Here is a 23,173-nt window from a genome sequence, read left to right as displayed (position 1 = left end):
TCAGGCGGCCTTCTTGCGAGCCGGCTTCGGCGTGGGGGCCGCCTCGGCCGACCGGGCCACCGCGTAGCCGACGGGTCGGATCTCAGGCGGCAGCCAGCCTGTCGGGACGACGCGGGCCAGCGCGACCGCGGCGATCTCCGGCTTCGTCGATCCGGCGATCCGGTCCGCCTCGGGCTGCCCCAGGGCCTCCGCGACGGCGCGCAGCGCCACGGCCTTGGGCGCCGACTTGAAGAAGTCGGCCGCGTCCCAGCGCTCCCTGGTCGCCTCCGCCATCCGCGTGGCGTCGAGGCGGGCCTCCAGGGCCTTGGCCCCCTTGGCGCTCGACGGGACGGCGCCGACCGCCTGGATCTGCAGGTCGAGCGCCTTCCCTGCCACGCCGGCGGCGACCGTTAGCAGCGCATCCAGGGGCATGTCCGCAAGCCGCTGGAAGGCGGCCTCGAACTTCTCCGCGTCGGCGGCCGGGCCCCCGGGCGCTTCGTTGTACCCATTCAGGGTGATGCGGACAGGCGAGCCGTAGGGGTCCTGGGCGATCGCCGTGGCGAGCAGCGCGGCAAGGGCGACCTGCGGCGAGGCCAGCATCGCGTCGCGCATGGCGAGCGTGCGCTGCTGCGAAAGCCGCAGCGTCAGGGCCGCCGAGATCGCCACGGATTCGGGCCGCTCGGCCTTGGCATCCGCGAGCGCCTTGGCGGCATCCCCGCCCTCGATCGCGGCGAATGCCTTCGCGACGGCCGCCGTCGCAGGGCGGACGACGCCCAGCGTCATGTCGACCTTGCCGCCCCGGCCGATACGGAGGATGACGCCCGAGCGCGCCCTCTGCTCCGGCGTGTAGCCGTCTTGCTGGCGGTCGAGCTCGATGTCCTCGACCTCCTGCTCGGCCGCGGCGACACTGTCGGCATCTCCGTCGGCCTCGACGATCGCCCGAAGCTCCTCAAGGCGGGCGGTCTCCGCGGCGGTGGCCGCGCGCGGTTCGGCGCGGAGGGTCTGCCAAGACCAGCGGGCGTTGTCCGGAAGGCTCGCGTCGAGGGCCGCCCACGACCAGCCATCGGCGACGAGCCACCCCACCTCGGCCGCGACCAGCTCGTCGACGAGGCGCTTCAGGAGGGCGGGATGCTCAACGCGGTGGTTGTCACCGAACAGGTCCTCGATGATCCCGCCGCCCGCCGCGACGTAGGCATCCCGGCCGACGAAGGAGAGGTTGCGGCTGAGGTCGTGGTCCCCCACTCCGAGCTCTGTCCGCACGCAGTGGGCGTAGAGCCGGCCGGCGCCGCGGAGCTTCTCTAAAACGGCGCGCTGCTCGTCGAGCGACGACGCCAGCGTGAATGAGCGCACGGTGTCGACCGGATCCCGGCCGAAGTCCCCGGCGCGCCAGGCATCCAGCACCTCGTCGGCGAGCTGGCCCAGGGCGAGCATCCGGCGGATCCGGACGGCCTCGATGCCGAACCGGGCCGCGATGTCTGCCTCGTCCATCCCTTCCTGCCTGAGGGTGTGGAATGCCCTGTATTGGTCGGCCTCGTGCATGCGGGCCTGGGTGATGTTGGCGGCAAGCCCTAGCTCTCGTGCGTCGCCAGCGTCGCATTCGATGACGGCCACCGGCGCATCCGTGCGGATTCGGCCGTCGCAGGCGAGCGTCCGGAGGGCCGCGAGGCGGCGGTTGCCGTCAACGACGTAGTGAGCCTGGCCGGCGCCGGGGACGACCGTCAGCGGCTGGAGCAGGCCCAGCGCGAGGATCGAGGCGGCCAGCTGATCGATGCCATCCTCGCGGCCGGCGAGGCGCACGTTGACGACACCCTCGGGCGCCGAGGTGTCGTGGCCGTGGCAGAGGACGTTGAGCGGAAGGGTCTTGATCATGATGCAGCACCATCAGGGTCGATTGGGGGGATAGCGGGGGCGCCCCTGCCGCCGGGCGCGTCGGCGGGGGAGCCAGCTCAGGAGGGCAGCTCACCCCTGCCGAGGGCGGCCGACGCGAGGGCGATCGCGGCCGCGACGCCGGCGACGCCCGAGGCCTGCACGACGAGGATCTGGACCCGCGCCGGGCCGAGGTCGCCGACGAGACGGACGTCGCCGTGCTCGTCCCGCCACATGCCACACGCGGAGAGCAGAGAATTCGGCACGTTCGCGTCGGTCTCGATGCTCTTCGACACGCGCGTCTTGCTCACGCCTGCGGCGGTTGCCACGGCCTTGGAGCTCCCGGCCTGCTGAGCTGCCGCGGCGATGCGGATCCTGATCTGGCGCGGGGTCAGCTGCACGACACGCCCCCACGACGGGCGGCTGGGGGCACCCAGAGCGGGCTCATGGGTGCGGAGACCCGGACGAACTGCCTCTCGACCCCGACGAAGAGCGCCATGCGCTCCGTCGGCAGCCGGCGCTCGCGCAAGACCTGCGACAGGTCGCCCTCGTGGATGGCGAACGCCTGCGCGTAGGCGCGCTGGGACCCTGCCTGCGCGACGCCGGCCCGCATCAGGGCGACGATCTCGCCGTAGCCGACGATCGGCACGAGGGAGCCGACGCCGAAAGGCGCTTCACTACTCATCAAGTCGTCCTCGGTTGGGTGTGCGAATTTCTTTCTATTGAAGCACTTGTGAAAATGAGCGCAAGGGCGAAAATGAGGGCGCCGACAGTTTTTTTGGGTCGGGAAGCGAAACGCCGTTCAGTATCATTTGCCGAAGATTTTAGATGCTGATGCTGCAAAGGATAGATTGCCCGATCCTTGGCGCTAAGAGCGCTTCAACTCTTGCGGAGCCACCAGCGTTGCTTGACCTGGCGTGGCGCCGGGCGGGCCACGGGCGTTGGATCGCCGGGCGCACGGAGCAGGGCGACTGCCTCCTGAGACGGTTCCCCAACGCCACCGCCAAGGCCGGCCTGTCCGTCCGGGACCGCATCATCGAATGGGACCTTTCGGCCGCGGCGCAGATGCCCGACCTGGCGAAGCGGATCGTGCGGTGGGAGGCCGACGTCCGGCAGGACCTGGCGCACCACGCTCGCGTCGCGGCGACGAATCGGCCCGTGGACGAGGACGCCCTCGTGGCTGTGCAGGACGCCCTTGCCAACGGGCTCGCCCGGCATCGCTACTACTACCGATCGAAGGCGGCCTTGGCCGAGGGGCTGGCCGGGGCGCGGCGGCTATCGCCCGGGCAGGCCCGCCTCGCCCACGCGCTCATGGCCGAGGCCCGGGACGTCGTCGCGGCCGTGGACCGCCGGCTCGCCCAGCCTGCCGCGCCCGAGGACGTTGCGGCCGTGCGGGATCCCGACGTCAGGGCCAACCTGCTCGCTGCCTGCCGGGTGCTGTCAGGGCTCGATGGCGACCAGGCGAGGGAGCGAAACGGCGTCGGCTGGAGCGCCGTCGCGTCGGCCGAGGGGCACCAGTTGGCGGCCACTGATTCGCTCGACGTCGTGCAGGCCGCCCACGCTTGGGCGCTCGTCCGCGCGCACCGGCGTCAGCTGCCCCCGGCGCTCCGGGACCGCCTCTTTCCGGCGTGACATGTCCCGCTTTGTGGCTTTCATCCGTGAGAGGCACGCTCCTTCCACGGCACACCGTTCCCCCCGCCGTGAAGGAGAGACATCATGAATCTGAAGAACCAGCTCGCCCGCGCCGCCGCCGCCATCGCCGCGATGGTCATGGCGATGATCCGCGCCCTCTTCGGGGGCGCGAAGAAAGCCGGCGCCGCCATCGCCGGCGACGTCCGGATGGTCGCCCGGGGCGTCCGGGACGGCGCCAGCCACGTCGCGCACGTTGCCGGCCGGGGCCTGGCCGGGCCGCTCCGGGCCCTCGACCTGACCGCCAGCGGCATCGGCGGGGTGCTCGGCGCCATGATCCCCCGCCGGCCCGTCGGTCCCCGGGACGTCGCGGACGCTGCTGTCGCCCGAGACAGCCGTGCCACCACCGCCCCGTCGGATCCGATGGCGGGCATCGCGCCCGCTGCCCGGGCCGAGCTGCAAGCGGCGATGATGATCGGGGGGGCGGTCCAGCGCTCGGCCGAGGCTCATACTGCGGGTGACGCCAAGCGCGCCGAATTTCTCGACGACGACCTGCCCCCCCACGTTGCCGCTTGGCTGCGGGGCCTCTCGCCATCCGACCTTCGACATATCGCCGGGGCGCACATCGGCCACGTCGCCGCGCACGTACAGGGTCGCTCGCAGATGGAGGGGATCCCGCTCGTGCCCCCGCTGTCCACTCAGCCTTCGCCGGCGGCCCTGGACACCCGTCGGCTGCTGGCGGAGATCCGGGCGCGGGCTCGAACGGACCGGGCGGAAGTCGCGGAGATGATGAAGCGCGGGCCCCGCCCCGCAGTGCTGCCAACCGCAGACGACGATGAGGACTACGCCCCCCGGTGGGCGGGCCCCCGAGCCGCCTTCGGCTGAAGACACCGCCCAGTACGACGAAGGGCCGCCGGTCACCCGGCGGCCCTTCTCGTTTCAGAACCCCTCAGCCTCAGTGCCCGATGATCTCGCGCAGGCCGGCCGTCAGCTCCATTTCGGCGGCGAGCGCCTCGCGCAGCACGTCCGCCTCGGCCACGGACCGGGCGAGCATCATCTCGATGGCGGCCAGCCGGGCCTCGGCGGCTGCGGCCCGCTCTTCGGCCTCGCCCTGGTCGGCGCGGGCGTCCTGCAGGCGATAGGCGAGCCTGGTCACGGAATCGACGGCCTCGTCCCGCCGGGCCCGCCGCTCAGCCTTGGCGATCTGCAGCCCGAGGTTGATGGCGCTGCCGATGGAGGCGAACTTCCCGGCGACGTCGATAGTCACTTCGGCGGCGATCGCGTTCATCGGGGGGGCTCCATCGGCGGCGGTGTATGCCCCTAAGATGTGCCTGGGCGGACTCCCTCGTCCAGAGGGCTCGCCCGCCTTTCGACAGGTATCCCTGGCCGGAGGTAAATGCCGGGACGTGTCCAGTGAGTGTTCTGAGCCCGGGGATTACGTGTACGTTACCTCCGCTCAAAGAAACGCATCACGAGATCTTGGTAACGCGAATTTGGCTGACCTCCAGGACCCCCTATGCGGCCCTGGATACCGGGGTCAGGAGGCGGTCCCGCAGCGCCGCCTCGACGCCCTCGCGCGAGAATGTCCCGCCATCCGTCCCGGTCTCGTAGGCACGGTGCGAGCGCCGGAGCAGATGCAGGGCGATCGTCCTCATGAGGGCGTCCGGGGGGATGGGGCGGGATCCGGTTGGATCGGCGGCCAGGAAATCGCGGACGGCGTCGACGACGGCCCGGTCGACCGTGGCGGCGATCGGCCGGCCGGCGTCGCGGTGCCGCTCCCGCTCCCCGGACTTGCGCTTGCGGCCGAGGTCTCGGGTGCGGGCGACGCGCTCGGCCTCCGACAGGGACGAGTTCTTCATGCGCATGACGGCCTCCTTGTGCGTGAGAAGGATGCCGCGTCAGCTCGCAAGCTACCATTGACATGTCTCGGCAGGGGCGGACATGTCCAAGTTTCCTGAATGTTTGTTCATTTTCATGGGCGCACAGGGGGCGCACACCGCCCGACGGCGGGCGCACGTCAGCCCGACGGCGGACTACGCTTCGGCGCGAACTCGCGGGCGCAAGGTCACCACGACCTCGTGGTCCAGGCTGGCGGCGGCGGCGCAGAGGCAGTCCCAACCCCAGCCGGCGATGTCGCCGGCCCTCAACTGGCTCCTGGCGTGGCTGTCCCGCATCCCCAGGGTCAGCCCGGGCGGGTGAGGCGGCACGGCTTGGCCGAGGGCGTCGTTGGGCGGAGGCGGTCGAGGTAGTCCTGGAGCGGCCCGGCGTGCGTCAGGGCGACCTGCGCGGCCAAGCCGTCCCGAGCCCAGGCGGCGTCGGCCCGGCCCGAGGGCGTCGTAGCGGGCGATCATCTCGTCGCCCCGGATCTATACGGCTCGTCGGGCGCGGAAAGCTGACATCCCGCTTAGCGCCCAAGCCAGTCGTTCGCAGGGGTTCGATGGCATCTCCAAAGCAGACATGGCGGGTGCCGATACCCGTATTCCCGCTCCACTTGTTGACAGAGCCGTTCGGGCTACGACCGGACCGACCCGCCCACGACCACTGGATGGCCCAGAACTTGACGCAGGACATCTGGGGCGTTGGCCCGGTGAACGCCCGCAAGCTTGGGGCGCTGGGGTGCGAGAGCGCCGCCGACGTGCGCGATCTCGACCCCCGGGCGGTGCGCAAGGCCATGACAGTGGTCGGCGAGCGGCTGTTGCGGCAGCTACGCGGCGAGGCCTGTCTCGACCTGGAGGAGGTCGCCGCGACTCGGAAGGGCTGCGCCGTGAACCGGAGCTTGTCCGACCGGGTCGAGGATCACGCAACGATGGAGCAGGCGGTCGCCGCCAACGCGACCCGGCTCGGGGAAAAGCTCCGCCGGGAGGGGTTCGGAACCGACCACGTCACGGTCTTCTTCCGCACCTCCGAGCACGAACGGACTCGGCTGCAGCGGTCGGTCTCGACGGTGGTGACCCTGCCGGAATCGTCGAACGACACTTTGGTGCTGGTGAAGGCCGCACTGCATGGCGTCCGCAAGACCTGGCGGGACGGCTTTTGTTATTCGAAGGCCGGAGTGGTCACGACGGACCTCCTGCCTCTCCACGCCTCCCAGCGAGCGATACCCGGCCTCGGCCAGCTCGACCGCGAGCGGGGGCCGCGCTGATGGCGGCGCTCGATGCCTGCAACCGGCGCTTCGGGCGCGGGGCGGTCGTCCCAGCCGCGGCCGGGTTCACCCCGGCGCGGGCATGGTCGACCAAGTTCGAGATGCGCTCGCCGCGCTACACGACCCGGCTGGACGAGATCCTGGTCGTTGCGGCGGACAATCCCGTACGATCTGCCTGGAAGGCTGCGATTTACCGTCAAGACAAATGCTGGGCGGAAACCTGATCAGTTCTTCCGGACCAGCGGGACGGGCGCCGGCGGCGGCGGGGCGCCGAAGGCGTAGCGGAAGCCGACCGAGACGATGTCGACGCTCGAATCGACCACACCCGCGAAGGCGATGTTGCCAACGTTGTAGTCCCGCCCGATGCCCGCGAGGATACGCGAGCGGTCCAGGAAGAGGTGAGAATAGGCGGCGTTCAGCGTCAGCTGATTGTTCCAGCGGTAGCTCGCACCGACGTTCAGGCTGTAGCGGTCGCCGTCCGGCAGGCGGACCGAGCGGTTGCTGAAGTCGATCGGCGAAGTCTCGTAGCCGAAGCCGGCGCGCACCGTCAGGGCGGCGTTCACGTCGTACTCACCGCCGATCGAGTAGTAATACCCGTCCTTGTAGTTCAGCGGCAGGGAGTTCACCGGTACGCCCAGCGTCTTCGACACGATGCCGACGGTGCCGAGCCTCGACCAGTTGTCCCACTCGAAGCCGAGGGACACGCGGGCGATCGGGCTCACCGCCTGGGTCAGGCCCACGCTGAGCTTCTCCGGCGTGTTGAAGTTTGCGCGCACCTGTCCGGCCAGCGGCGCCAGGGCGAGGATCGGCACGCCGATCGAGCCGTCGATGTCGTGATGCACCGAGGAGCGGTAGCCGATGCCGAGCGCCGTCCCTTCCCAGGGCGTGATGTTCACGCCCGCGGTGAAGCCCACACCCCAGGACTCACCCTTCAGGAAGGAGCTGGGATAGGCCGTCGGGGGCAGGCCGGGAAGCGGCAGGGCCTGGCGCAGGGTTAGGCGGAAATACTCGATGTTCGGACCGGCGGCGACCGAGAGCCACTCGTTCACCTTGAAGCCGACGACCGGGTTGAAGACCAGCGAGAAGATTCGCGAAGAGCGACCGTAGACCTCGCCGGCCCAGACCTCGTTCGGCTTGGTAGTCAGGCCGAACGGCGCGCCGGTGGAGATGCCGAGCCAGAGGCGGTCGTTGATTTGGTAAGAGCTTGCACCCGCCGGGAGCACCGCGCCCTGGCCGATATCGCCCGAGCCGCCGAGGCCCCCGAAGGCCGGGTTGGTGCCGGTGGACGGGGTGATGGTCGCAGAGGGACCGAGATACGTGAGGTTCTGCTCGGTGACGAAGCCAGGCCGCATCGTGATGACGGCCGGGTTCCAGAACATCGACGACACGCCGCCGGAGCCGGCCGCCGCACCCGCGAATCCCAGGCCCTGGGCCTGCGTGCTCTGCTCCCGCAGGCCGAATGCGCCCGCAGATGCTTCCGTAACGGCGCAGAGCGCGGTGAGGACGGCAATCGAGCCGATGCGAAGGCGTGAATTCATGGTTTCCCCCACACGAATCCGCTGATTGAGCCGATGCGGATTTCGAATTTTGAGTCCGTTCCGGAGCGCCCAGGCTTAGCAGGCACGGGCGGGAGAAACGGCGGCTGGCAAGATCGGATGCCGAGGTGCCGAGACCGACTCATCGCGCCGGCTTGTGGCACTAACATAACCTATACGTCATGATGCTGACTAATGCTGCAAAAAGTTGCAAGCACGGATTGCCCCTTTCTCACCGAAATTCGATCGGCCGAATGTAATCGCCAATGGATGTGGCCTTTGGGCACCAACGGCGCTCTCGCTGCAGCGCACAACGACGTGTTGCGCAAATATTCGCGCGCGCGGTGTGAGGGCCGCCGATCTCGGCACGGAACGGCGGGCCGCGCCTCGGATCCTCGTCGGCAGCGAGATCTCGAAGGTCGACCACCGGCGTCCCGTCATCCGTCGGGCGCGGCAGAACCCAAGTTCGACCGGACACCGCCGCGATCGAATGCCGGGGTGGGGGCTTGCGTTTGGTTTACCTATGCGGATATAGACTAACGTATACGTCAATCCAGACCTGCTCGAACGAAGCGCTTCCGAAGAGAGCGACGCAGGAAGGGGGGAACATGTCGGCCACCCACGATGATGGCGGTTGCAGGCAAGCAGCCGCACCCTCGGCACCACGTCTGTCCGCCAGTGAGCCGAACACGTTGCCGGAGGTATTCGACCAGGCCGTGCGTCGTTTCGCGGACAGGCCGGCGCTCGATTTTTTCGGGCGGAAGTGGACCTATCGTGACGTCGGCGAGCTGACCGATCGCGTGGCCGAGGGCCTCATCCGCCTCGGCGTCGGACACGGCGTTAAGGTCGGTCTGTGCTTGCCGAACTCGCCGTATTCGGTGGTGTTCTACTTCGCCATTCTCAAGTCCGGCGGAACCGTCGTCAACTACAATCCACTCTATACCCCGCGGGAGTGCCTAGCGCAGATCCTCGATTCGGACACGACGATCATGGTCTTGCCCGACATAGAACGGGTCTATGGCCCCGTCGCCGCCGTGGCGGATGAGGCCGGTCTTCGCCATCTGGTCGTCTGTCCGTTTGCGGATGCTTTGCCCTTCGGCCGCGGCGTTCTCTATCGGCTGTTCAAGCGGACGGAAAAGGCCCGCGTTCATGACGATGCGCGGCACGTTTCCTTCTCGAAGCTGCTGTCCGGCCGCAGCGCTACCCAGCGACGTCCCGCACCGCGTCCGGACGATGTCGCGCTGCTGCAGTACACCGGCGGGACGACCGGCGTGCCCAAAGGTGCGATGCTGACCCACGCCAATCTCGCCGGAAACGTTCGTCAGTTGTCGCCCCTGATGCAGGGCGGAGGGCTGCGCGACGGACAAGAGCGAGTGCTCGCCGTGATCCCGCTGTTCCACGTCTTCGCGATGACCGTCGCGATGAATCTGGCCCTCGATATGGGCGCCCAGATCGTCCTCGTTCCGCAATTCAAGATCGAGGAACTCCTCGCCACGATCGCACGAACAAAGCCCACGTTCTTCCCGGCCGTCCCGACGATCTTCGCGGCGATCAACAAGGCGGCGGAAACGGCCGACGTCGATCTCCGCTCCATCCGTCTGTGCATCTCGGGCGGCGCGCCGCTGCCCGCCGAGGTCGGGGCCCGTTTCGAGGCGCTGACGGGATGCCGGCTGTCGGAAGGCTATGGGCTGACGGAGAGTTCGCCCGTCGTCAGCGTCAATCCGTTCGACGCCCGGCGTCGCGCGGGTTCGGTCGGCCTGCCACTGGTGGACACGACCATCGAGATCCGGGATCCGAACTGCCCCGATCGGCTGATGCCGGCTGGCGCAAAGGGCGAAGTCTACATCCGGGGCCCGCAGATCATGGCGGGTTACTGGCGCCGTCCGGCCGACTCCTCTGAGGTTCTGGTCGACGGGGCGCTCAGGACCGGGGACGTGGGCTACCGCGATCCGGAGGGATTCCTGTTCCTCGTCGATAGGATCAAGGATCTCATCATCTGTGGCGGATACAACGTCTATCCGCGCCAGATCGAGGATGCACTGTACGAGCACGAGGCCGTCGAAGAGGTGGTCGCGATCGGCATCCCGGATGCGTACCGCGGCGAAAGTCCCAAGGCGTTCGTGAAGCTGCGCGCCGGGTTCCCGACGACGCCCGATGAGCTTCGCGCCTTCCTCTCCGAGCGTATCTCGAAGATCGAGATGCCCAGGGAAATCGAGATCCGGACAAGCCTGCCGAAGACCGCGGTCGGCAAGCTGTCGAAGAAGGAACTGATCGCGGAGGAGCGCGAACGGGCCGGGCTGGCGGCCATGAACAGGCGGGCTTCGGCATGATGTTGACCCTAAGGACCCTCGGGGCATACGATGACGTTCTTCACGAAAAGGCCGTCTGTGTCCGAAACGCTGTACACCGTGACCCAACTCGCCACGGAATTGGGGGTTACGGCGAGGACGGTGCGCTTCTACGAGGACAAGGGGCTGCTGACCCCGCAGCGCGCCGGGAATACCCGCATCTTCGCCCATCGCGACAAGGTCCGGTTGATCCTCATCCTACGGGGCAAGCGGTTGGGCTTCTCGCTCCGCGAGATCAAGGAATATCTCGACCTCTACGCGGCCGATCCGACCCAGAGAGAGCAGTGGCGCGACCTTCTGAAGAAGGTTCAGGGCCGGATCGATCAACTCGTCGATCAGCAGAAGGCGCTCATCGAGACGCTCGGCGAACTGGAGAAGCTCAGGCTTTACGCTCTGGCCGGCCTCGACGACGCGGAGCCCGACAAGACGCGGCGCGCGCGCTAGCAAGGGCTCGCAAGAACCGTCGCCGGTCTCGCGACGAAGAACTGCTGCGCACCGAGGATTCAGTCGGACGCAGCGCCGGCCTGCCCGCGGGATGCCACCGCCGGGCGCCGGCAGGCTTTCCGGCCGCATCCCCGGGACTGCATCCCGCCCTGGAGGCGTGGGTAGGGCCGCACTTCACAAGCCCATGCGCCCAGGGCTTCGCGGAGGCGATGCGGCTGCCCGCAGCCGCGACGTCGCCGGCGCTCTCTCATCGTAGTCTTTCCGGGAGGTAAACATGACCGACATCGTCATCGCGGGCTATGCCCGCTCGCCCTTCACACCCGCGAAGAAGGGAGCGCTCGCCCGGGTCCGTCCCGACGACCTCGCCGCGCAGGTGGTGCGCAAGCTGGTCGCCGACATCGGGATCCCCTCGAAGGACATCGAGGACCTGATCGTCGGCTGCGCCTTCCCCGAGGGCGAGCAGGGCTTCAACATCGCCCGCCTGATCGGCCTGATGGCCGATCTCGACCTCGGCGTCGGCGGCGTCACGGTGAACCGCTTCTGCGGCTCGTCGATGCAGTCGGTCCACATGGCGGCGGGGCAGATCGCCCTCGGCGCGGGCGTGGCCTTCGTCTGCGCGGGTGTGGAGAGCATGAGCCGCGTGCCGATGATGGGCTTCAACCCGATGCCGAACCCGGCTCTCCATGAGAAGCGCCCCGGCGCCTACATGGGCATGGGCGACACCGCCGAGAACGTCGCCCGCCGCTGGGAGATCTCCCGTGCGGATCAGGAGGCCTTCGCGGTGGCGAGCCACCACAAGGCGGCCAAGGCGCAGGGAGAAGGGCGGCTTGCCGCCGAGATCGTCCCGATCGCCACCAAGGGCGGCACGGTCGAGACGGACGGCTGCATCCGGGCGGATGCCAGCGCCGAAGGTCTCGCCAGCCTCAAGCCCGCCTTCCAGCAGGACGGCTCAGTCACCGCCGGCACGTCCTCGCCGCTGACCGATGGCGCCTCGGCGGTGCTGGTGTGCAGCGCAGGCTTCGCGAACCGTCACGGGCTGAAGCCGCTGGCGCGGGTCGCCTCGGTCGCGGTCGCGGGCTGCGAGCCGGAGATCATGGGCATGGGTCCCGTCGTCGCCTCGCGCAAGGCCTTGGCCCGGGCGGGCATCGCCGCCGACGCCCTAAGCGTGGTCGAGCTGAACGAGGCCTTCGCCTCCCAGGCGCTCGCCTGCATGCGCGACCTCGGCCTCGACGAAAAGATCGTCAACATCGACGGCGGCGCCATCGCGCTCGGCCATCCGCTCGGCGCCACAGGGGCCCGCATCGTCGGCAAGGCGGCCTCGCTCCTGTCCCGCGAGGGCGGTCGCTTCGCGCTGGCCACCCAGTGCATCGGCGGCGGCCAGGGCATCGCCACCGTTCTGGAGCGCATCTGATGACCGGGATCCGCAAAGTCGCCGTCATCGGCGCCGGAGTCATGGGCGCCGGCATCGCCGCCCATGTCGCCAATGCCGGCATGCCGGTGCTCCTCATGGACATCGTCCCCGAGGGCGCCGCCGGCCGGAACGCGCTGGCCGAGGGCGCCATCGCGAAGCTGCTCAAGACCGAGCCCGCCGCCTTCATGTCCCCGCGGGCCGCCAAGCTCGTGGAGACGCTCAACGTCGAGGACCATCTCGACCGCCTCGGCGAGGTCGATTGGATCATCGAGGTGGTGATCGAGCGGCTTGACGCGAAACAGGCGCTCTACAAGCGGATCGACGCCGTGCGCCGGCCCGGCACGGCGGTCTCGTCGAACACCTCGACCATTCCGCTGGACGCGCTGGTCGAAGGGATGCCCGAGGCATTCCAGCGAGACTTCCTCATCACCCACTTCTTCAACCCGCCGCGCTACATGCGGCTTCTGGAGATCGTGACGGGGCCGAAGACCGATCCGGCGCTCGCCCAGACCGTGGCGGACTTCGCCGACCGCAAGCTCGGCAAGAGCATCGTCCGCTGCAAGGACCGGCCGGGTTTCATCGCCAACCGGCTCGGGATCTTCTGGATCCAGAACGCCATCGCGGCGGCCGACGACCTCGACGTGCCGGTGGAGGAGGCGGACGCGGTGATGGGCCGCCCCTTCGGCATCCCGAAGACCGGCGTGTTCGGCCTCGTCGATCTCGTCGGGCTCGACCTGATCCCGCACACCACGAAGAGCCTGCGGGCGGCCCTGCCGCCGGAGGACGCATTCCACGCCACCTATCGCGAGATGCCGGTGGTCACGAAGCTGATCGCGGAGGGCTTCACCGGCCGCAAGGGCAAGGGCGGCTTCTACCGCCTGAACCGGAAGGACGGGCAGAAGACCAAGGAAGCCATCGACCTAAAGACCGGTGAGTACAGGCCCTCCGCGAAGGCCGACTTGCCGGCGCTGAAGGAGGCCAAGGGCCCGCGCGCGGTGCTCGACCTGAAGGGCCGCGCCGGCGACTACGCCTGGAAGGTGATCGGCCCGACGTTGGCCTATGCCGCCGGGCTCGTCGGCGAGGCGAGCGACGAGGTCGCCGCCATCGATGAGGCCATGCGCCTGGGCTACAACTGGAAGTGGGGGCCGTTCGAGCTGACCGACAGGATCGGCGGTGCCTACGTGGCCGAGCGGCTGGCGAAGGACGGCCATGCCGTCCCGCCGATCCTCGCCGGGCTCAACGGCCAGACCTTCTACCGGGTCGAGAACGGCCGTCGGCAGGTGCTGCAGGCCGAGGGCGGCTACAAGGATGTCGTCCGCCCCGAGGGCGTTCTGCGGTTGGAGGACATCAAACTGTCCGCCAAGCCACTCCTCAAGAACGGCTCCGCCGCCCTGTGGGATATCGGCGACGGCGTGGTCTGCTTCGAGTTCATCTCGCAGTCGAACGCGCTGGACGAGCAGATCATGGTCTTGCTCGGCAAGACCATCAAGCTGATCAAGGATAAGTACAAGGCGCTCGTCGTCTACAACGAAGGCTCGAACTTCTCGGTCGGCGCGAATCTCGGGCTGGCCCTGTTCGCCGCCAACATCGCCGCCTGGGGCGAGATCGAGAAGCTGGTCAGCCTCGGTCAGCAGACCTACGGTCAGCTGAAATACGCGCCCTTCCCGGTGGTGAGCGCCCCCGCCGGCATGGCGCTTGGCGGCGGCTGCGAGATCCTTCTGCACAGCGATGCCGTGCAGGCCCATGCCGAGAGCTATATCGGCCTCGTGGAGGCGGGCGTCGGGCTCGTGCCGGCCTGGGGCGGCTGCAAGGAGATGCTGGCCCGCTGGCAATCGTCGCCGAAGCTGCCGAGGGGGCCGATGCCCGCCGCCGCCAAGGTGTTCGAGACGATCTCGACCGCCACGGTCGCCAAGTCGGCGGAGGAGGCCCGCGACCTCCTGTTCCTGCGCGAGAGCGACGGGATCACCATGAACCGCGACCGGCTGCTCGCCGACGCCAAGGCCAAGGCCCTGTCGCTCATCGAGGGCTACGAGGCACCCAAGCCCGTCACTGTGACGCTGCCCGGCCCCGCGGGCGGGGTCGCCATGCGCATGGCGGCGGAGGGCTTCGCCCGTCGCGGCATCGCCACCAAGCACGACCTCGTCGTGGCGGGGGAACTGGCCTCAGTGCTCTCCGGGGGCGAGGCCGACATCCTGGATGCGCTGGACGAGGATGCAATCCTCGAACTCGAACGTGACAGCTTCATGCGCCTCGTGCGGACGGAGGCGACCCTCGACCGCTTCGAGAGCGTCATCGAAACCGGCCGGCCGGTGAGGAACTGACCCGATGCAGACCTACAAGGCTCCCTTGCGCGACATGCGCTTCGTGCTGCACGAGTTGCACGCCGACGCCCAGCCCCTGCCGGGCCTGGAAGACTTCACCCCCGACGTCGCCGACGCCATCCTGGAGGAGGCCGGCAAGTTCTGCACGGAGCGCCTGCTGCCGCTGAACGCCTCCGGCGACGAGGAGGGCTGCTGCCTGGAGAACGGCGTCGTCCGTACGCCGAAGGGCTTTCCCGAGGCGTACAAGGCGTTCCGGGAGGGCGGCTGGACCGCCATGGGCGCGGACCCCGCCTATGGCGGCCAGGGCCTGCCGGCGGGCATCAACAAGCTCGTCGAGGAGATGATCTGCTCCACGAACCTGTCCTTCGGCCTCTATCCCGGCCTCAGCCACGGGGCCTATCAGGCGATCGAGGGCCACGCCTCGGAGGAGCTGAAGGCGGCCTACCTGCCGAAGCTCGTGGACGGCACGTGGTCCGGCACGATGTGCCTGACCGAACCCCATTGCGGCACCGATCTCGGCCTCCTGCGGACCAAGGCCGTGCCGCAGGACGACGGGTCCTTTCGCGTCACCGGCTCGAAGATCTTCATCTCGGCGGGCGACCACGACCTCACCGAGAACATCATCCACTTGGTGCTGGCCAAGATCCCCGACGCGCCCAAGGGCGTGAAGGGTATCAGCCTGTTCCTCGTGCCGAAGTTCCTGCCGCGGGCGGACGGTTCGCCGGGCGAGCGCAATGGCGTGACCTGTAGCGCCCTTGAGCACAAGATGGGCATCAAGGCCTCGGCCACCTGCCAGATGTCGTTCGACGACGCCACGGGTTGGCTCGTGGGCGAGCCGCACAAGGGCATGCGCGCGATGTTCACGATGATGAACAGCGAGCGCCTGTCGGTCGGCATCCAGGGGCTCGGCGCGGGCGAGGCCGCCTACCAGGGCGCCATCGCCTACGCGAAGGAGCGCCTCCAGGGCCGCGCGCTCTCGGGCGCCAAGCGGCCGGACCTGCCCGCCGACCCGATCCTCGTCCACCCGGACGTGCGGCGGATGCTGATGACGATCCGCGCGTACAACGAGGGCTGCCGGGCGCTCGGCGCCTGGGTCGCCCGAAGCCTCGACGTGATGGAGCACCATCCCGATCCGGCCGAGCGGCGGCGGGCTGAGGATTTCTCCGCCCTGATGACCCCCATCGTGAAGGCGCTGTTCACCGATCTCGGCTTCGAATCGGCGAGCATCGGCATGCAGGTCTACGGCGGCCACGGCTTCATCCGCGACCACGGCATGGAGCAGTACGTCCGCGACGCCCGGATCTCGATGATCTACGAGGGCACAAACGGCATCCAGGCCCTCGACCTCGTCGGCCGCAAACTCCCGGCCCATGCCGGCCGCTACCTGCGCAGCTTCTTCCACCCGGTGCTCGCTGCCCTGGACGAGGCGATCGAGGACGACGACCTCGCCCCCCTCGCCCAGCCCCTGTCGAAGGCCTTCGGCGCCCTACAACTCGCCACCGCTCACATCGCCCAGCGGGGCCTCAAGGATCCGGAGGAGGCGGGTGCCGCCGCCACCGAGTACCTGCGTCTCTTCGGGTTGGTGGCGTTGGGCTACATGTGGCTGCGCACGGCCAAGGTCTCCCACACCGCGCTCGAGGCCGGGACGGACGAGCGCGACTTCTACGAGGCTAAGCTCGCGACGGCCCGCTTCTACATGGAGCGCATCCTGCCCCAGGTCGCGGGCCTGCTGGCGGCGGTGAAGTCCGGCAAGGGCGCGATGATGGCGCTCGACGAGGCGATGTTCTGACGGGAAGCTTCCTCGGCCGAAAACCGGGCGGGGGCATTCATTCGAGGCGATGCGGAGAAGAGCAATGGCGGATCTCGGGCAACTGGTCGATTGCATCGAGCAACGGTCGGAGGCGCTCAGTGCCCTCGGCTACCGGGTCCGGTTCGATCTCACCGATGGCGGCAGCATCCTCGTGGACGCGACCGGCGGCGGCGTGAACGTCTCCACCGGCGAGGGCGGCGAGGCCGATACGGTGATGAAGCTGAGTTCCGACAACCTTCTTAAGCTGGTGCGGGGCAAGCTGAGCCCGACGATCGCATTCTCTACCGGCCGCCTCAAGGTCCAGGGCTCGCAGGGCGTGGCGATGAAGCTCGCCGGTCTTCTCGATCAGTGATGCGTGCGCTGGAGGTGACGCCGGTCTGCGCGTGCAGCCATCGAAGATCTTCAGGAGAGACAGGATGAAGGTTCTTGTGCCCGTCAAGCGGGTTGTAGACTACAACGTCAAGATCCGCGTAAAGGCCGACGGCTCCGGGGTCGAACTCGCTAACGTCAAGATGTCGATGAACCCCTTCGACGAGATCGCCGTCGAGGAGGCGATCCGGCTCAAGGAGAAAGGCCAGGTCACCGAGATCGTGGCCATCTCGATCGGCCCGCAGGCTGCGCAGGAGACTCTGCGCACCGCGCTCGCCATGGGCGCCGACCGGGCTATTCTGGTGAAGACCGACGTCAACTGCGAGCCGCTCGCGGTCGCCAAGCTCCTGAAGGGGGTCGTGGAAAAGGAGAATCCCGAACTCGTCATCCTCGGCAAACAGGCGATCGACGACGATTCAAACCAAACCGGGCAGATGCTCGGCGCCCTGCTCGGCTGGCCGCAGGGCACCTTCGCGTACAAGATCGAGTTCGGCGAGGGCAGCCTCGACGTGACCCGCGAGGTCGATGGCGGCCTGCAGACCGTGACACTGACGCTTCCGGCGATCGTCACGACGGATCTACGCCTGAACGAGCCGCGCTACGCCTCCCTGCCAAACATCATGAAGGCGAAGAAGAAGCCGCTCGAAGAACTCGCGCCCGACGCGCTCGGTGTCGATGTGACGCCGAAGCTCACGGTGCTCAAGACTGCTGAGCCGCCGGGCCGGTCAGCCGGCGTCAAAGTCAGCTCCGCGGCCGAGCTGGTACAGAAACTCAAGGTCGAGGCCGGCGTCATATAAGTCTACGCAACCGTGGCCGCGCTCCCGCTACGGTCGAGCGCGGCCCGCACACACAGGGGTTCGCACGCACATGACCACACTTCTCTTCGTCGAGCACGGCAACGGCCGGATCAAGGACGGCACGCTCAAGGCGCTGACCGCCGCCAAGACTATCGGCGCACCGATCCACGCCCTCGTGCTCGGTTCCGGATCGAAATCCGTGGCGGAAGCGGCCGCCAAGCTCGACGGCGTCGAGAAGGTGCTCGTTGCCGAGGATGCGGTCTACGATCACGATCTCGCCGAGCCGGTCGGGGCTTTGATAGCGTCGATCGCCGACCCCTACGAGACGGTCATCGCCTCGGCCTCGACCACGGGCAAGAACGTGCTGCCGCGCGTGGCCGCCCTGCTCGACGTGGCGCAGGTGTCGGACATCATCAAGGTCATCGCACCCGACACCTTCGAGCGGCCGATCTACGCCGGCAATGCGATCCAGACCGTGCAGACGCCGACCGGCAAGCGTGTGATCACGGTGCGCACCGCGGCCTTCAAGGCCGCCGAGGAAAGTGGAGCCGCGGCCCCGATCGAGCCGGTCTCCGCCGCCGCGCCTGACGCGGCCCGTTCGAGCTTCAAGGGCGAGGAGATCGCCAAGTCCGACCGCCCGGAGCTGGCCTCCGCGCGGATCATCGTATCGGGTGGCCGCTCGCTAGGATCGTCGGACAAGTTCCATGAGTTGATCGAGCCCCTAGCTGACAGCCTCGGCGCGGCGGTGGGTGCCTCGCGCGCAGCCGTGGATGCCGGCTACGCGCCGAACGACTGGCAGGTCGGCCAGACCGGCAAGGTCGTGGCCCCGGACCTCTACGTAGCGGTCGGCATCTCCGGCGCGATCCAGCATCTGGCCGGCATGAAGGACTCGAAGATCATCGTCGCGATCAACAAGGATGAGGACGCGCCAATCTTCCAAGTTGCCGATTACGGCCTCGTTGGCGATCTGTTCCAGGTCGTCCCGGAGCTGCGATCCGAGATCGCTAAAGCTTAAAGCTAGAGGCTCATTCAGTAAGCAGGTCCCGGCGGCACGCCAAGTGCAGATCGTCGTCGGGACGGCGGCGCCGCGGTCATCGTGAGAAAGCCCGGGCGTTGGTCGCGCTACCCATGGCGAAAGCCAGCGTGGCGGCGGCGATCTGCGCCGTGCCATGGGCCTGGCCCCGCGCATTCCGGGCCGCCAAGAGAGCCCTCTGCGCCTCCAGCGCCGCCGTGATCGTCCCCGCGCCGCTGCGATAGGCAGACAGGGTCGCGTCGTAACTGACCGCGGACGCTGCCACGAGCGTGGTAGCGGCGCGGAACGCGGCGAGCGCGCTCTTCAGCGCGTCGACCGACACGACCACTTCCCGCGCCGCGTCCTGCTGTAGGCGGATGAACGTGTCCTCGGCCTGCGCGGTCCGGGACCTCGCCTCTTCGAGGCGCGCGGCCCGCACGCCTCCGTCGAAGATCGGCACGGAAACGCCGCCGAGCACGGTGACGTTGCTGCTTCCTGGCGACGTGCCAAGGGCGGAGCTCCCGACGTTCCCCACGATGGGCAACGACGTCACGCTCAGCCGGCCGTTCACGGAGTTCCCCGAGACCGACGTGAAGACCTTCGGCAGGAAGTCGGCTTCCGCCGCGGCGACGCCGGCGCGGCTGGCCTGTGCGGTCGCGACCGCGACCTGCAGGTCCGGCCTGTGGCGCAGGGCCGTTCCGACGAGCGTTTCCAGGGGGGCACCGACCAATGGGGGCAGAGGATGGACGGAAGCGTCCTCGACGCGGATCCGCGTGACCGGCGACACGCCCATCGCGCCGATGAGGCCGTTGTAGGAATCCCGCTCGGCGTTCCGGCCCTGGACCAGGTCGAAGTCGGCCTGGGCGAGCATCTGCTTGGCCTGCGCGACCTCGACGGTGGTCCCGACGCCCTGGTGCAGGCGGCTCTCGGCGGCGTCGAGGACGGCCCGCGCGTCACGCTGCGACGCACCCGCGATGCGGACGCGCTCGCGGGCGGCGCCGAACTCGTAGAACTGCCGCCCGACGTCATAGATGATCTTCTGGTGGACGGCGTTGAACGAGATGTTCGAGGCGAGCGACAGCTTGCCGGCCGCCTTCGCCAGCGCGTCACGCTGCCCGAAATCGAACAGGAGCCACTGCAAGGCTGCCGTCGAGACCGTGCCGGTAGCCTCGGTCCCGAGGTTGCCGGTCCGGCCGGTGAGCGGCAGCGTCTGGCTCGACGAGGTATACTGATACCCGCCGAGGACCGTGGCGGTGACGACCGGCAGGTAGCTCGCCTTGACGATGCCGACCGCCAAAGCCGCCTGCCGGGCCTGCTCCCATGCGATGCGGGTCGTCGGGTTCGTGGTCTGCGCGATGTCGATGAGTTCCGGCAAGGTGTGGACCCGGACGGGGTCTGTGGCCGGCGGCGGTTGAACGACCGCGAGCGCAGGCCTGGCCGGGAGACCGAAATCGACCTCGCTCATCTCGATGGGCGCCGGTGCGCCCGGCGGCACGAAGGGCGTGCCGGGCGTCGCCGGGGCGAGGTCCAGGGACGACGTCGCGCATCCCGCCGTGAGGAGGACGGTCGCCAGACCGAAGGCGCGACGGAGTATCCTAAGCATGTGCGTGACGCCTCGCTGCGTCCGAACGGAGCGTCCGCCACGCCTCGGCGAACCCGGCCACGTCCGGGGCGCCCCTTGCGGGCGCTTCGGGGTCGTCCGCCTCGTGCATCGCCCCGTCCACGGCAGCCGCCATGGCTCGGGCACCGGCCATGGCGGGGGGGCGGTGCTCCGCGGCGAGCGATCCGATGCGGGCCGCGCGCTCGTAGAGACGCTCCCCGGCGTCGAGCATGTCGGTGGCGGGCCGCGCCCGTTCGGGGCCGTCGCCCGGCTCGTAGGCCAGGGCGTCGATCTGGTCCCGCAGGCGCTCCAGGGCTTCCAGCGCGCCGGGGTCGGAACGCTGGCCGACGGGACCGGTCTCCTCCCTCGCCACGAGGCCGCGGATGCCGGCGAGGAAGCGGCGCACCGTCGCCTCCACCTCCGGCAGGATCGAAACGGGGTAGAGCCGGGTCGCCACCAGGAAGATCACGAGGTCGCCGAAGACGATGCCGATGATCCTGTCGCGGGCGACGGTCAGATCCGTCTTCAGCGCGAAGCCCTGCAGCACGCACAGGCAGAACGCGAAGGCGATCTGGATGCCCATGTACGAAATCCGCTCGCTGCCGACGACGACCCACGCGCTCGGCAGGACGACGGCGGCGACGACGACGAGCAGGCCGGTGATGCCGTCGATGTGCGGCAGGACGTACACGAGGGTCGCGAGGCCGAGCGTCGCGCCGATCAGGCAGCCGGATAGGCGCAGGACCAGCTTCCGGTTGGTCTCGCCGACCGTGAGCAGCGACCCCACGAAGCACGTGATCATGCAGGTGTGGATGCCCGGCCAGTCGAGGATGGCGTAGGTGAGGTAGCAGGCCATCGCCGCCAACGTCGTCTTCAGCGCGTAGCGGACGTGGTCGGGGTTCGAGAACGCGTCGGGTTTGAGGAATCCCGATTTCGCGACCTTCGGCTTCGCTGCGGCCCGGCCGCTCGCGAAAGCCTCCTCCGCTTCCGTGACCAGATCCCCGAGGGCGTCTCCCGGCTGGACGGCCGGCCTTGCGCCCCCTGTCGTCGGTCGCCCGTGTTCGACCGTCTGCGCCAGGTCCCGGCACCGGGCGCCGAGGTCGGGACGGTCCGTGGGCTGTCCGGCGCCCCCACCGGCGGCAAGCCTGATCAGGAGCGCCCGACTGACGGGCATCAGGGCGCCCAGCCGCGCCGCCGACGTCCGCTTCAGACGGCCCAGGAGACCGGCCAGACGTACCAGCTTCCGGATCGCGCCATCGTCCAGGTCCACGACGCGAATGGCATCCGCGCGGCCCGGGTCCTCGAAGCACGCGGCAGCGAGCCTGAGGCGTTCCGCCAGCGCCTCCCTCGCGAGCCGCTCCGGATGCCGGCCGAAGGGCAGGTTGAAGGCGATCAACACCGCGAGCGGCATCATCGAGAACTGCAGGGCATAAAGCAGGCCCCGGGTCACGAGCTCGCCGTTGGCGCCCTTGCCGAGCAGGTCGATGCCGTAGGCGAGGACGAGGCCTATCGTGTTGCCCAGGGCGCCGAGCTTGCTCGCCGAGGCTAACCAAAGGATGCCGAACGACAGCAGGACCATCGCGGCGACCCGCGCCTGGGGGAAGTCCAGGGTCAGGATCGCGACGGCGAAGATGATCCCCACGATGATGGGCAGCAGCACCGAGAGGGCGATGCACATCAGGACGGTGGTCGCGCTGTCGGGCTTCTGCAGGAAGAGGACGAGGAAGACGCTGACCGCGGTCTCGGGGACCTTGAAGGTCATCGATGCCAGGACGACGAGCACGGACACCGCGGTCACCCGCAGGGCCATCCCGGTGCGGCCTGGGAAAGGCGCCAACTCGGCGAGGAGGGGCGACGGGCCGCGTGCTTCAGCAGTCGCCATCGCGGGGTATCCTGACGATGGCGCTGGCGCCCAGCCGGGCGAGATCCTCCGGCGGGTTCTCCAGCTTCACGCGCACGGGGAACCGCTGGGCGACGTGGACCCAGTCGACGGAACGGACGACGATGGGGACCGAACGCGGCAGGTTCACCCGGTCCTGTCCCGAGACGCCGTAGCCGATGCTGTCGACGCGTCCCTTGATGGACACAGTCCGGTCGATCATCGAGTACACGACCGCGCACCCGCCGCCCCGGATGCGGTTGAGTTCGGTCTCGCGGAAGTTGGCGACGGCGAACCACTCGTCGGTGACGATCAGGGTGAAGAGCGACTGGCCGGGGGCGACGAATTCCCCCGACTTGACGGTGAGGCCGGTGACGCGGCCTTCGTGGGGCGCCTTGACGACCGTGTTCGCGAGGTCACGCGCCGCCAGGGCCGCCGTGGCCTTGCGGGTCTCCAGGTTGGCCTTCGCCGATTCCGTGTCACCGACCGCGCCGCGGGCGGCGGCGGCCTGCTGCATCGCCTGGGTCAGGCTTGTCTCGGCGTTGCGTTTGGCCGTGGCGGCATCGTCCACCTGCTGATCCGACACGTACCCCTTCGGATGCAGCGGCTTGATCCGCGCCAGGGTGTTCGTGGCCAGTTCGAGGTTTGAACGGGCGCGCACGACCTGCTGATCGGCGATCTCCACGTTCGCCCGCTCGGTGGCGACGGCCCGGGTCTGGCTCGCGAGCAGGCCCTCGCCGGCCTTCACCTCGGCCAGGGCCGCCTCCAGGCGCAGGCGGTAGGGCTCCGGGTCGATGCGGAACACCACCTCGTCCTTCCGGACCAGTTGGTTCTCCTGCACCGGCAACTCGACGATCCGTCCCCCGACCGAGGCGGCCATGTGGACCACGTCCGCATCGATGGACGCATCGTCGGAGGTCGGGTTGTGCTGCGTCGCGCGGTAGTAGCTCCAGCCTACGCCGACCGCCGTGAGGATGATCGCGAGGGCGACGAGCCTGCCGAGGAGTGCCTTAACCATGCGGCCGCATATC

At 68.9% G+C, this 23,173-nt stretch carries 19 protein-coding genes and 1 pseudogene; 11 read left to right on the top strand and 9 right to left on the bottom strand.

Going from position 1 to position 23,173, the window contains the following annotated elements; translation table 11 throughout:
* The 3 genes from ACX9MN_RS04000 to ACX9MN_RS03990 all read right to left on the bottom strand — a co-directional run bounded on the left by ACX9MN_RS04000 (window position 1) and on the right by ACX9MN_RS03990 (window position 2,530).
* A complete protein-coding gene (locus ACX9MN_RS04000) occupies window positions 1-1,848 on the bottom strand; it encodes a ParB/RepB/Spo0J family partition protein (protein ID WP_489723760.1) in 1,848 nt (615 codons plus the stop codon).
* A gap of 77 nt (window positions 1,849-1,925) precedes the next feature.
* Window positions 1,926-2,174, bottom strand: coding sequence for a hypothetical protein (locus ACX9MN_RS03995; protein ID WP_489723759.1), 249 nt, complete (start codon window positions 2,172-2,174; stop codon window positions 1,926-1,928).
* A 62-nt stretch (window positions 2,175-2,236) separates the two neighbouring features.
* The gene (locus tag ACX9MN_RS03990; protein WP_489723758.1) at window positions 2,237-2,530 is read right to left on the bottom strand and encodes a hypothetical protein; all 294 of its coding nucleotides are present in this window, start codon (window positions 2,528-2,530) and stop codon (window positions 2,237-2,239) included.
* 143 nt (window positions 2,531-2,673) lie between these two features.
* Between ACX9MN_RS03990 and ACX9MN_RS03985 the strand changes: the two genes are divergently transcribed.
* Together ACX9MN_RS03985 and ACX9MN_RS03980 are read left to right on the top strand one after the other, a co-directional pair.
* Window positions 2,674-3,477, top strand: coding sequence for a hypothetical protein (locus ACX9MN_RS03985; protein ID WP_489723757.1), 804 nt, complete (start codon window positions 2,674-2,676; stop codon window positions 3,475-3,477).
* A gap of 84 nt (window positions 3,478-3,561) precedes the next feature.
* Complete coding sequence (locus ACX9MN_RS03980) at window positions 3,562-4,359, top strand: hypothetical protein (RefSeq protein WP_489723756.1); 798 nt, start codon at window positions 3,562-3,564, stop codon at window positions 4,357-4,359.
* A gap of 70 nt (window positions 4,360-4,429) precedes the next feature.
* Here the strand turns inward: ACX9MN_RS03980 and ACX9MN_RS03975 are convergent, their stop codons facing one another.
* Together ACX9MN_RS03975 and ACX9MN_RS03970 are read right to left on the bottom strand one after the other, a co-directional pair.
* The gene (locus tag ACX9MN_RS03975; protein ID WP_489723755.1) at window positions 4,430-4,762 is read right to left on the bottom strand and encodes a hypothetical protein; all 333 of its coding nucleotides are present in this window, start codon (window positions 4,760-4,762) and stop codon (window positions 4,430-4,432) included.
* A 226-nt stretch (window positions 4,763-4,988) separates the two neighbouring features.
* Window positions 4,989-5,339 carry a hypothetical protein gene (locus ACX9MN_RS03970; protein ID WP_489723754.1) on the bottom strand — a complete coding sequence of 117 codons (351 nt, stop codon included), beginning with the start codon at window positions 5,337-5,339 and terminating at the stop codon, window positions 4,989-4,991.
* Window positions 5,340-5,995: 656 nt separating this feature from the next.
* Here ACX9MN_RS03970 and ACX9MN_RS03965 point away from each other — a divergent pair.
* Window positions 5,996-6,840, top strand: a pseudogene (locus ACX9MN_RS03965) (DUF4113 domain-containing protein); the annotation flags it as partial.
* On the opposite strand, the gene ACX9MN_RS03960 reads toward ACX9MN_RS03965, so the two are convergent.
* Window positions 6,841-8,154 carry an OmpP1/FadL family transporter gene (locus ACX9MN_RS03960; protein ID WP_043074398.1) on the bottom strand — a complete coding sequence of 438 codons (1,314 nt, stop codon included), beginning with the start codon at window positions 8,152-8,154 and terminating at the stop codon, window positions 6,841-6,843. It abuts the pseudogene before it with no gap.
* Window positions 8,155-8,759: 605 nt separating this feature from the next.
* On the opposite strand from ACX9MN_RS03960, the gene ACX9MN_RS03955 reads away from it, so the two are divergent.
* The 8 genes from ACX9MN_RS03955 (at window position 8,760) to ACX9MN_RS03920 (ending at window position 18,666) form a co-directional block, all read left to right on the top strand.
* A complete protein-coding gene (locus ACX9MN_RS03955; RefSeq protein ID WP_489723753.1) occupies window positions 8,760-10,481 on the top strand; it encodes a long-chain-fatty-acid--CoA ligase in 1,722 nt (573 codons plus the stop codon).
* Between the two features lie 30 nt (window positions 10,482-10,511).
* Complete coding sequence (locus ACX9MN_RS03950; RefSeq protein WP_043074399.1) at window positions 10,512-10,943, top strand: MerR family transcriptional regulator; 432 nt, start codon at window positions 10,512-10,514, stop codon at window positions 10,941-10,943.
* Between the two features lie 274 nt (window positions 10,944-11,217).
* Window positions 11,218-12,354 (top strand): thiolase family protein, encoded by a 1,137-nt coding sequence (locus tag ACX9MN_RS03945; RefSeq protein WP_059409521.1) that lies wholly within the window; start codon window positions 11,218-11,220, stop codon window positions 12,352-12,354.
* The gene (locus ACX9MN_RS03940; RefSeq protein ID WP_043074400.1) at window positions 12,354-14,675 is read left to right on the top strand and encodes a 3-hydroxyacyl-CoA dehydrogenase/enoyl-CoA hydratase family protein; all 2,322 of its coding nucleotides are present in this window, start codon (window positions 12,354-12,356) and stop codon (window positions 14,673-14,675) included. Before ACX9MN_RS03945 ends, ACX9MN_RS03940 begins: the two co-directional genes overlap by 1 nt.
* Before the next feature lie 4 nt (window positions 14,676-14,679).
* Window positions 14,680-16,464, top strand: coding sequence for an acyl-CoA dehydrogenase C-terminal domain-containing protein (locus tag ACX9MN_RS03935; RefSeq protein ID WP_059409522.1), 1,785 nt, complete (start codon window positions 14,680-14,682; stop codon window positions 16,462-16,464).
* Between the two features lie 64 nt (window positions 16,465-16,528).
* The gene (locus ACX9MN_RS03930) at window positions 16,529-16,837 is read left to right on the top strand and encodes an SCP2 sterol-binding domain-containing protein (protein ID WP_043074401.1); all 309 of its coding nucleotides are present in this window, start codon (window positions 16,529-16,531) and stop codon (window positions 16,835-16,837) included.
* A 64-nt stretch (window positions 16,838-16,901) separates the two neighbouring features.
* Complete coding sequence (locus ACX9MN_RS03925) at window positions 16,902-17,651, top strand: electron transfer flavoprotein subunit beta/FixA family protein (RefSeq protein ID WP_059409523.1); 750 nt, start codon at window positions 16,902-16,904, stop codon at window positions 17,649-17,651.
* A 70-nt stretch (window positions 17,652-17,721) separates the two neighbouring features.
* Complete coding sequence (locus tag ACX9MN_RS03920) at window positions 17,722-18,666, top strand: electron transfer flavoprotein subunit alpha/FixB family protein (RefSeq protein WP_043074428.1); 945 nt, start codon at window positions 17,722-17,724, stop codon at window positions 18,664-18,666.
* 76 nt (window positions 18,667-18,742) lie between these two features.
* Here ACX9MN_RS03920 and ACX9MN_RS03915 read toward each other — a convergent pair whose 3' ends face one another.
* From ACX9MN_RS03915 to mdtN, 3 genes are read right to left on the bottom strand one after another with little or no spacing between them, the layout of a single operon-like run.
* Complete coding sequence (locus tag ACX9MN_RS03915) at window positions 18,743-20,266, bottom strand: TolC family protein (protein WP_244573431.1); 1,524 nt, start codon at window positions 20,264-20,266, stop codon at window positions 18,743-18,745.
* Window positions 20,259-22,145 carry an FUSC family protein gene (locus ACX9MN_RS03910; RefSeq protein WP_083461035.1) on the bottom strand — a complete coding sequence of 629 codons (1,887 nt, stop codon included), beginning with the start codon at window positions 22,143-22,145 and terminating at the stop codon, window positions 20,259-20,261. The genes ACX9MN_RS03915 and ACX9MN_RS03910 overlap by 8 nt, the downstream gene beginning before the upstream one ends.
* On the bottom strand, window positions 22,132-23,160 hold the full coding sequence (gene mdtN, locus ACX9MN_RS03905; RefSeq protein WP_489723752.1) for a multidrug transporter subunit MdtN: 1,029 nt from the start codon (window positions 23,158-23,160) through the stop codon (window positions 22,132-22,134). Before mdtN ends, ACX9MN_RS03910 begins: the two co-directional genes overlap by 14 nt.
* Window positions 23,161-23,173: the final 13 nt, after the last annotated feature.

The organism is Methylobacterium sp. 1A (assembly GCF_058072805.1).
The sequence above is the reverse complement of the archived record's forward strand: the minus strand, read 5'-3'. Positions and strand labels throughout refer to the sequence as shown.

What these genes read in the sequence shown, in the direction of transcription:
- ACX9MN_RS04000 (WP_489723760.1), bottom strand. Translation starts at nt 1,848, where the DNA reads ATGATCAAGACCCTTCCGCTCAACGTCCTCTGCCACGGCCACGACACC.
- ACX9MN_RS03990 (WP_489723758.1), bottom strand. Translation starts at nt 2,530, where the DNA reads ATGAGTAGTGAAGCGCCTTTCGGCGTCGGCTCCCTCGTGCCGATCGTC.
- ACX9MN_RS03985 (WP_489723757.1), top strand. Translation starts at nt 2,674, where the DNA reads ATGCTGATGCTGCAAAGGATAGATTGCCCGATCCTTGGCGCTAAGAGC.
- ACX9MN_RS03980 (WP_489723756.1), top strand. Translation starts at nt 3,562, where the DNA reads ATGAATCTGAAGAACCAGCTCGCCCGCGCCGCCGCCGCCATCGCCGCG.
- ACX9MN_RS03975 (WP_489723755.1), bottom strand. Translation starts at nt 4,762, where the DNA reads ATGAACGCGATCGCCGCCGAAGTGACTATCGACGTCGCCGGGAAGTTC.
- ACX9MN_RS03970 (WP_489723754.1), bottom strand. Translation starts at nt 5,339, where the DNA reads ATGCGCATGAAGAACTCGTCCCTGTCGGAGGCCGAGCGCGTCGCCCGC.
- ACX9MN_RS03960 (WP_043074398.1), bottom strand. Translation starts at nt 8,154, where the DNA reads ATGAATTCACGCCTTCGCATCGGCTCGATTGCCGTCCTCACCGCGCTC.
- ACX9MN_RS03955 (WP_489723753.1), top strand. Translation starts at nt 8,760, where the DNA reads ATGTCGGCCACCCACGATGATGGCGGTTGCAGGCAAGCAGCCGCACCC.
- ACX9MN_RS03950 (WP_043074399.1), top strand. Translation starts at nt 10,512, where the DNA reads ATGACGTTCTTCACGAAAAGGCCGTCTGTGTCCGAAACGCTGTACACC.
- ACX9MN_RS03945 (WP_059409521.1), top strand. Translation starts at nt 11,218, where the DNA reads ATGACCGACATCGTCATCGCGGGCTATGCCCGCTCGCCCTTCACACCC.
- ACX9MN_RS03940 (WP_043074400.1), top strand. Translation starts at nt 12,354, where the DNA reads ATGACCGGGATCCGCAAAGTCGCCGTCATCGGCGCCGGAGTCATGGGC.
- ACX9MN_RS03935 (WP_059409522.1), top strand. Translation starts at nt 14,680, where the DNA reads ATGCAGACCTACAAGGCTCCCTTGCGCGACATGCGCTTCGTGCTGCAC.
- ACX9MN_RS03930 (WP_043074401.1), top strand. Translation starts at nt 16,529, where the DNA reads ATGGCGGATCTCGGGCAACTGGTCGATTGCATCGAGCAACGGTCGGAG.
- ACX9MN_RS03925 (WP_059409523.1), top strand. Translation starts at nt 16,902, where the DNA reads ATGAAGGTTCTTGTGCCCGTCAAGCGGGTTGTAGACTACAACGTCAAG.
- ACX9MN_RS03920 (WP_043074428.1), top strand. Translation starts at nt 17,722, where the DNA reads ATGACCACACTTCTCTTCGTCGAGCACGGCAACGGCCGGATCAAGGAC.
- ACX9MN_RS03915 (WP_244573431.1), bottom strand. Translation starts at nt 20,266, where the DNA reads ATGCTTAGGATACTCCGTCGCGCCTTCGGTCTGGCGACCGTCCTCCTC.
- ACX9MN_RS03910 (WP_083461035.1), bottom strand. Translation starts at nt 22,145, where the DNA reads ATGGCGACTGCTGAAGCACGCGGCCCGTCGCCCCTCCTCGCCGAGTTG.
- mdtN (WP_489723752.1), bottom strand. Translation starts at nt 23,160, where the DNA reads ATGGTTAAGGCACTCCTCGGCAGGCTCGTCGCCCTCGCGATCATCCTC.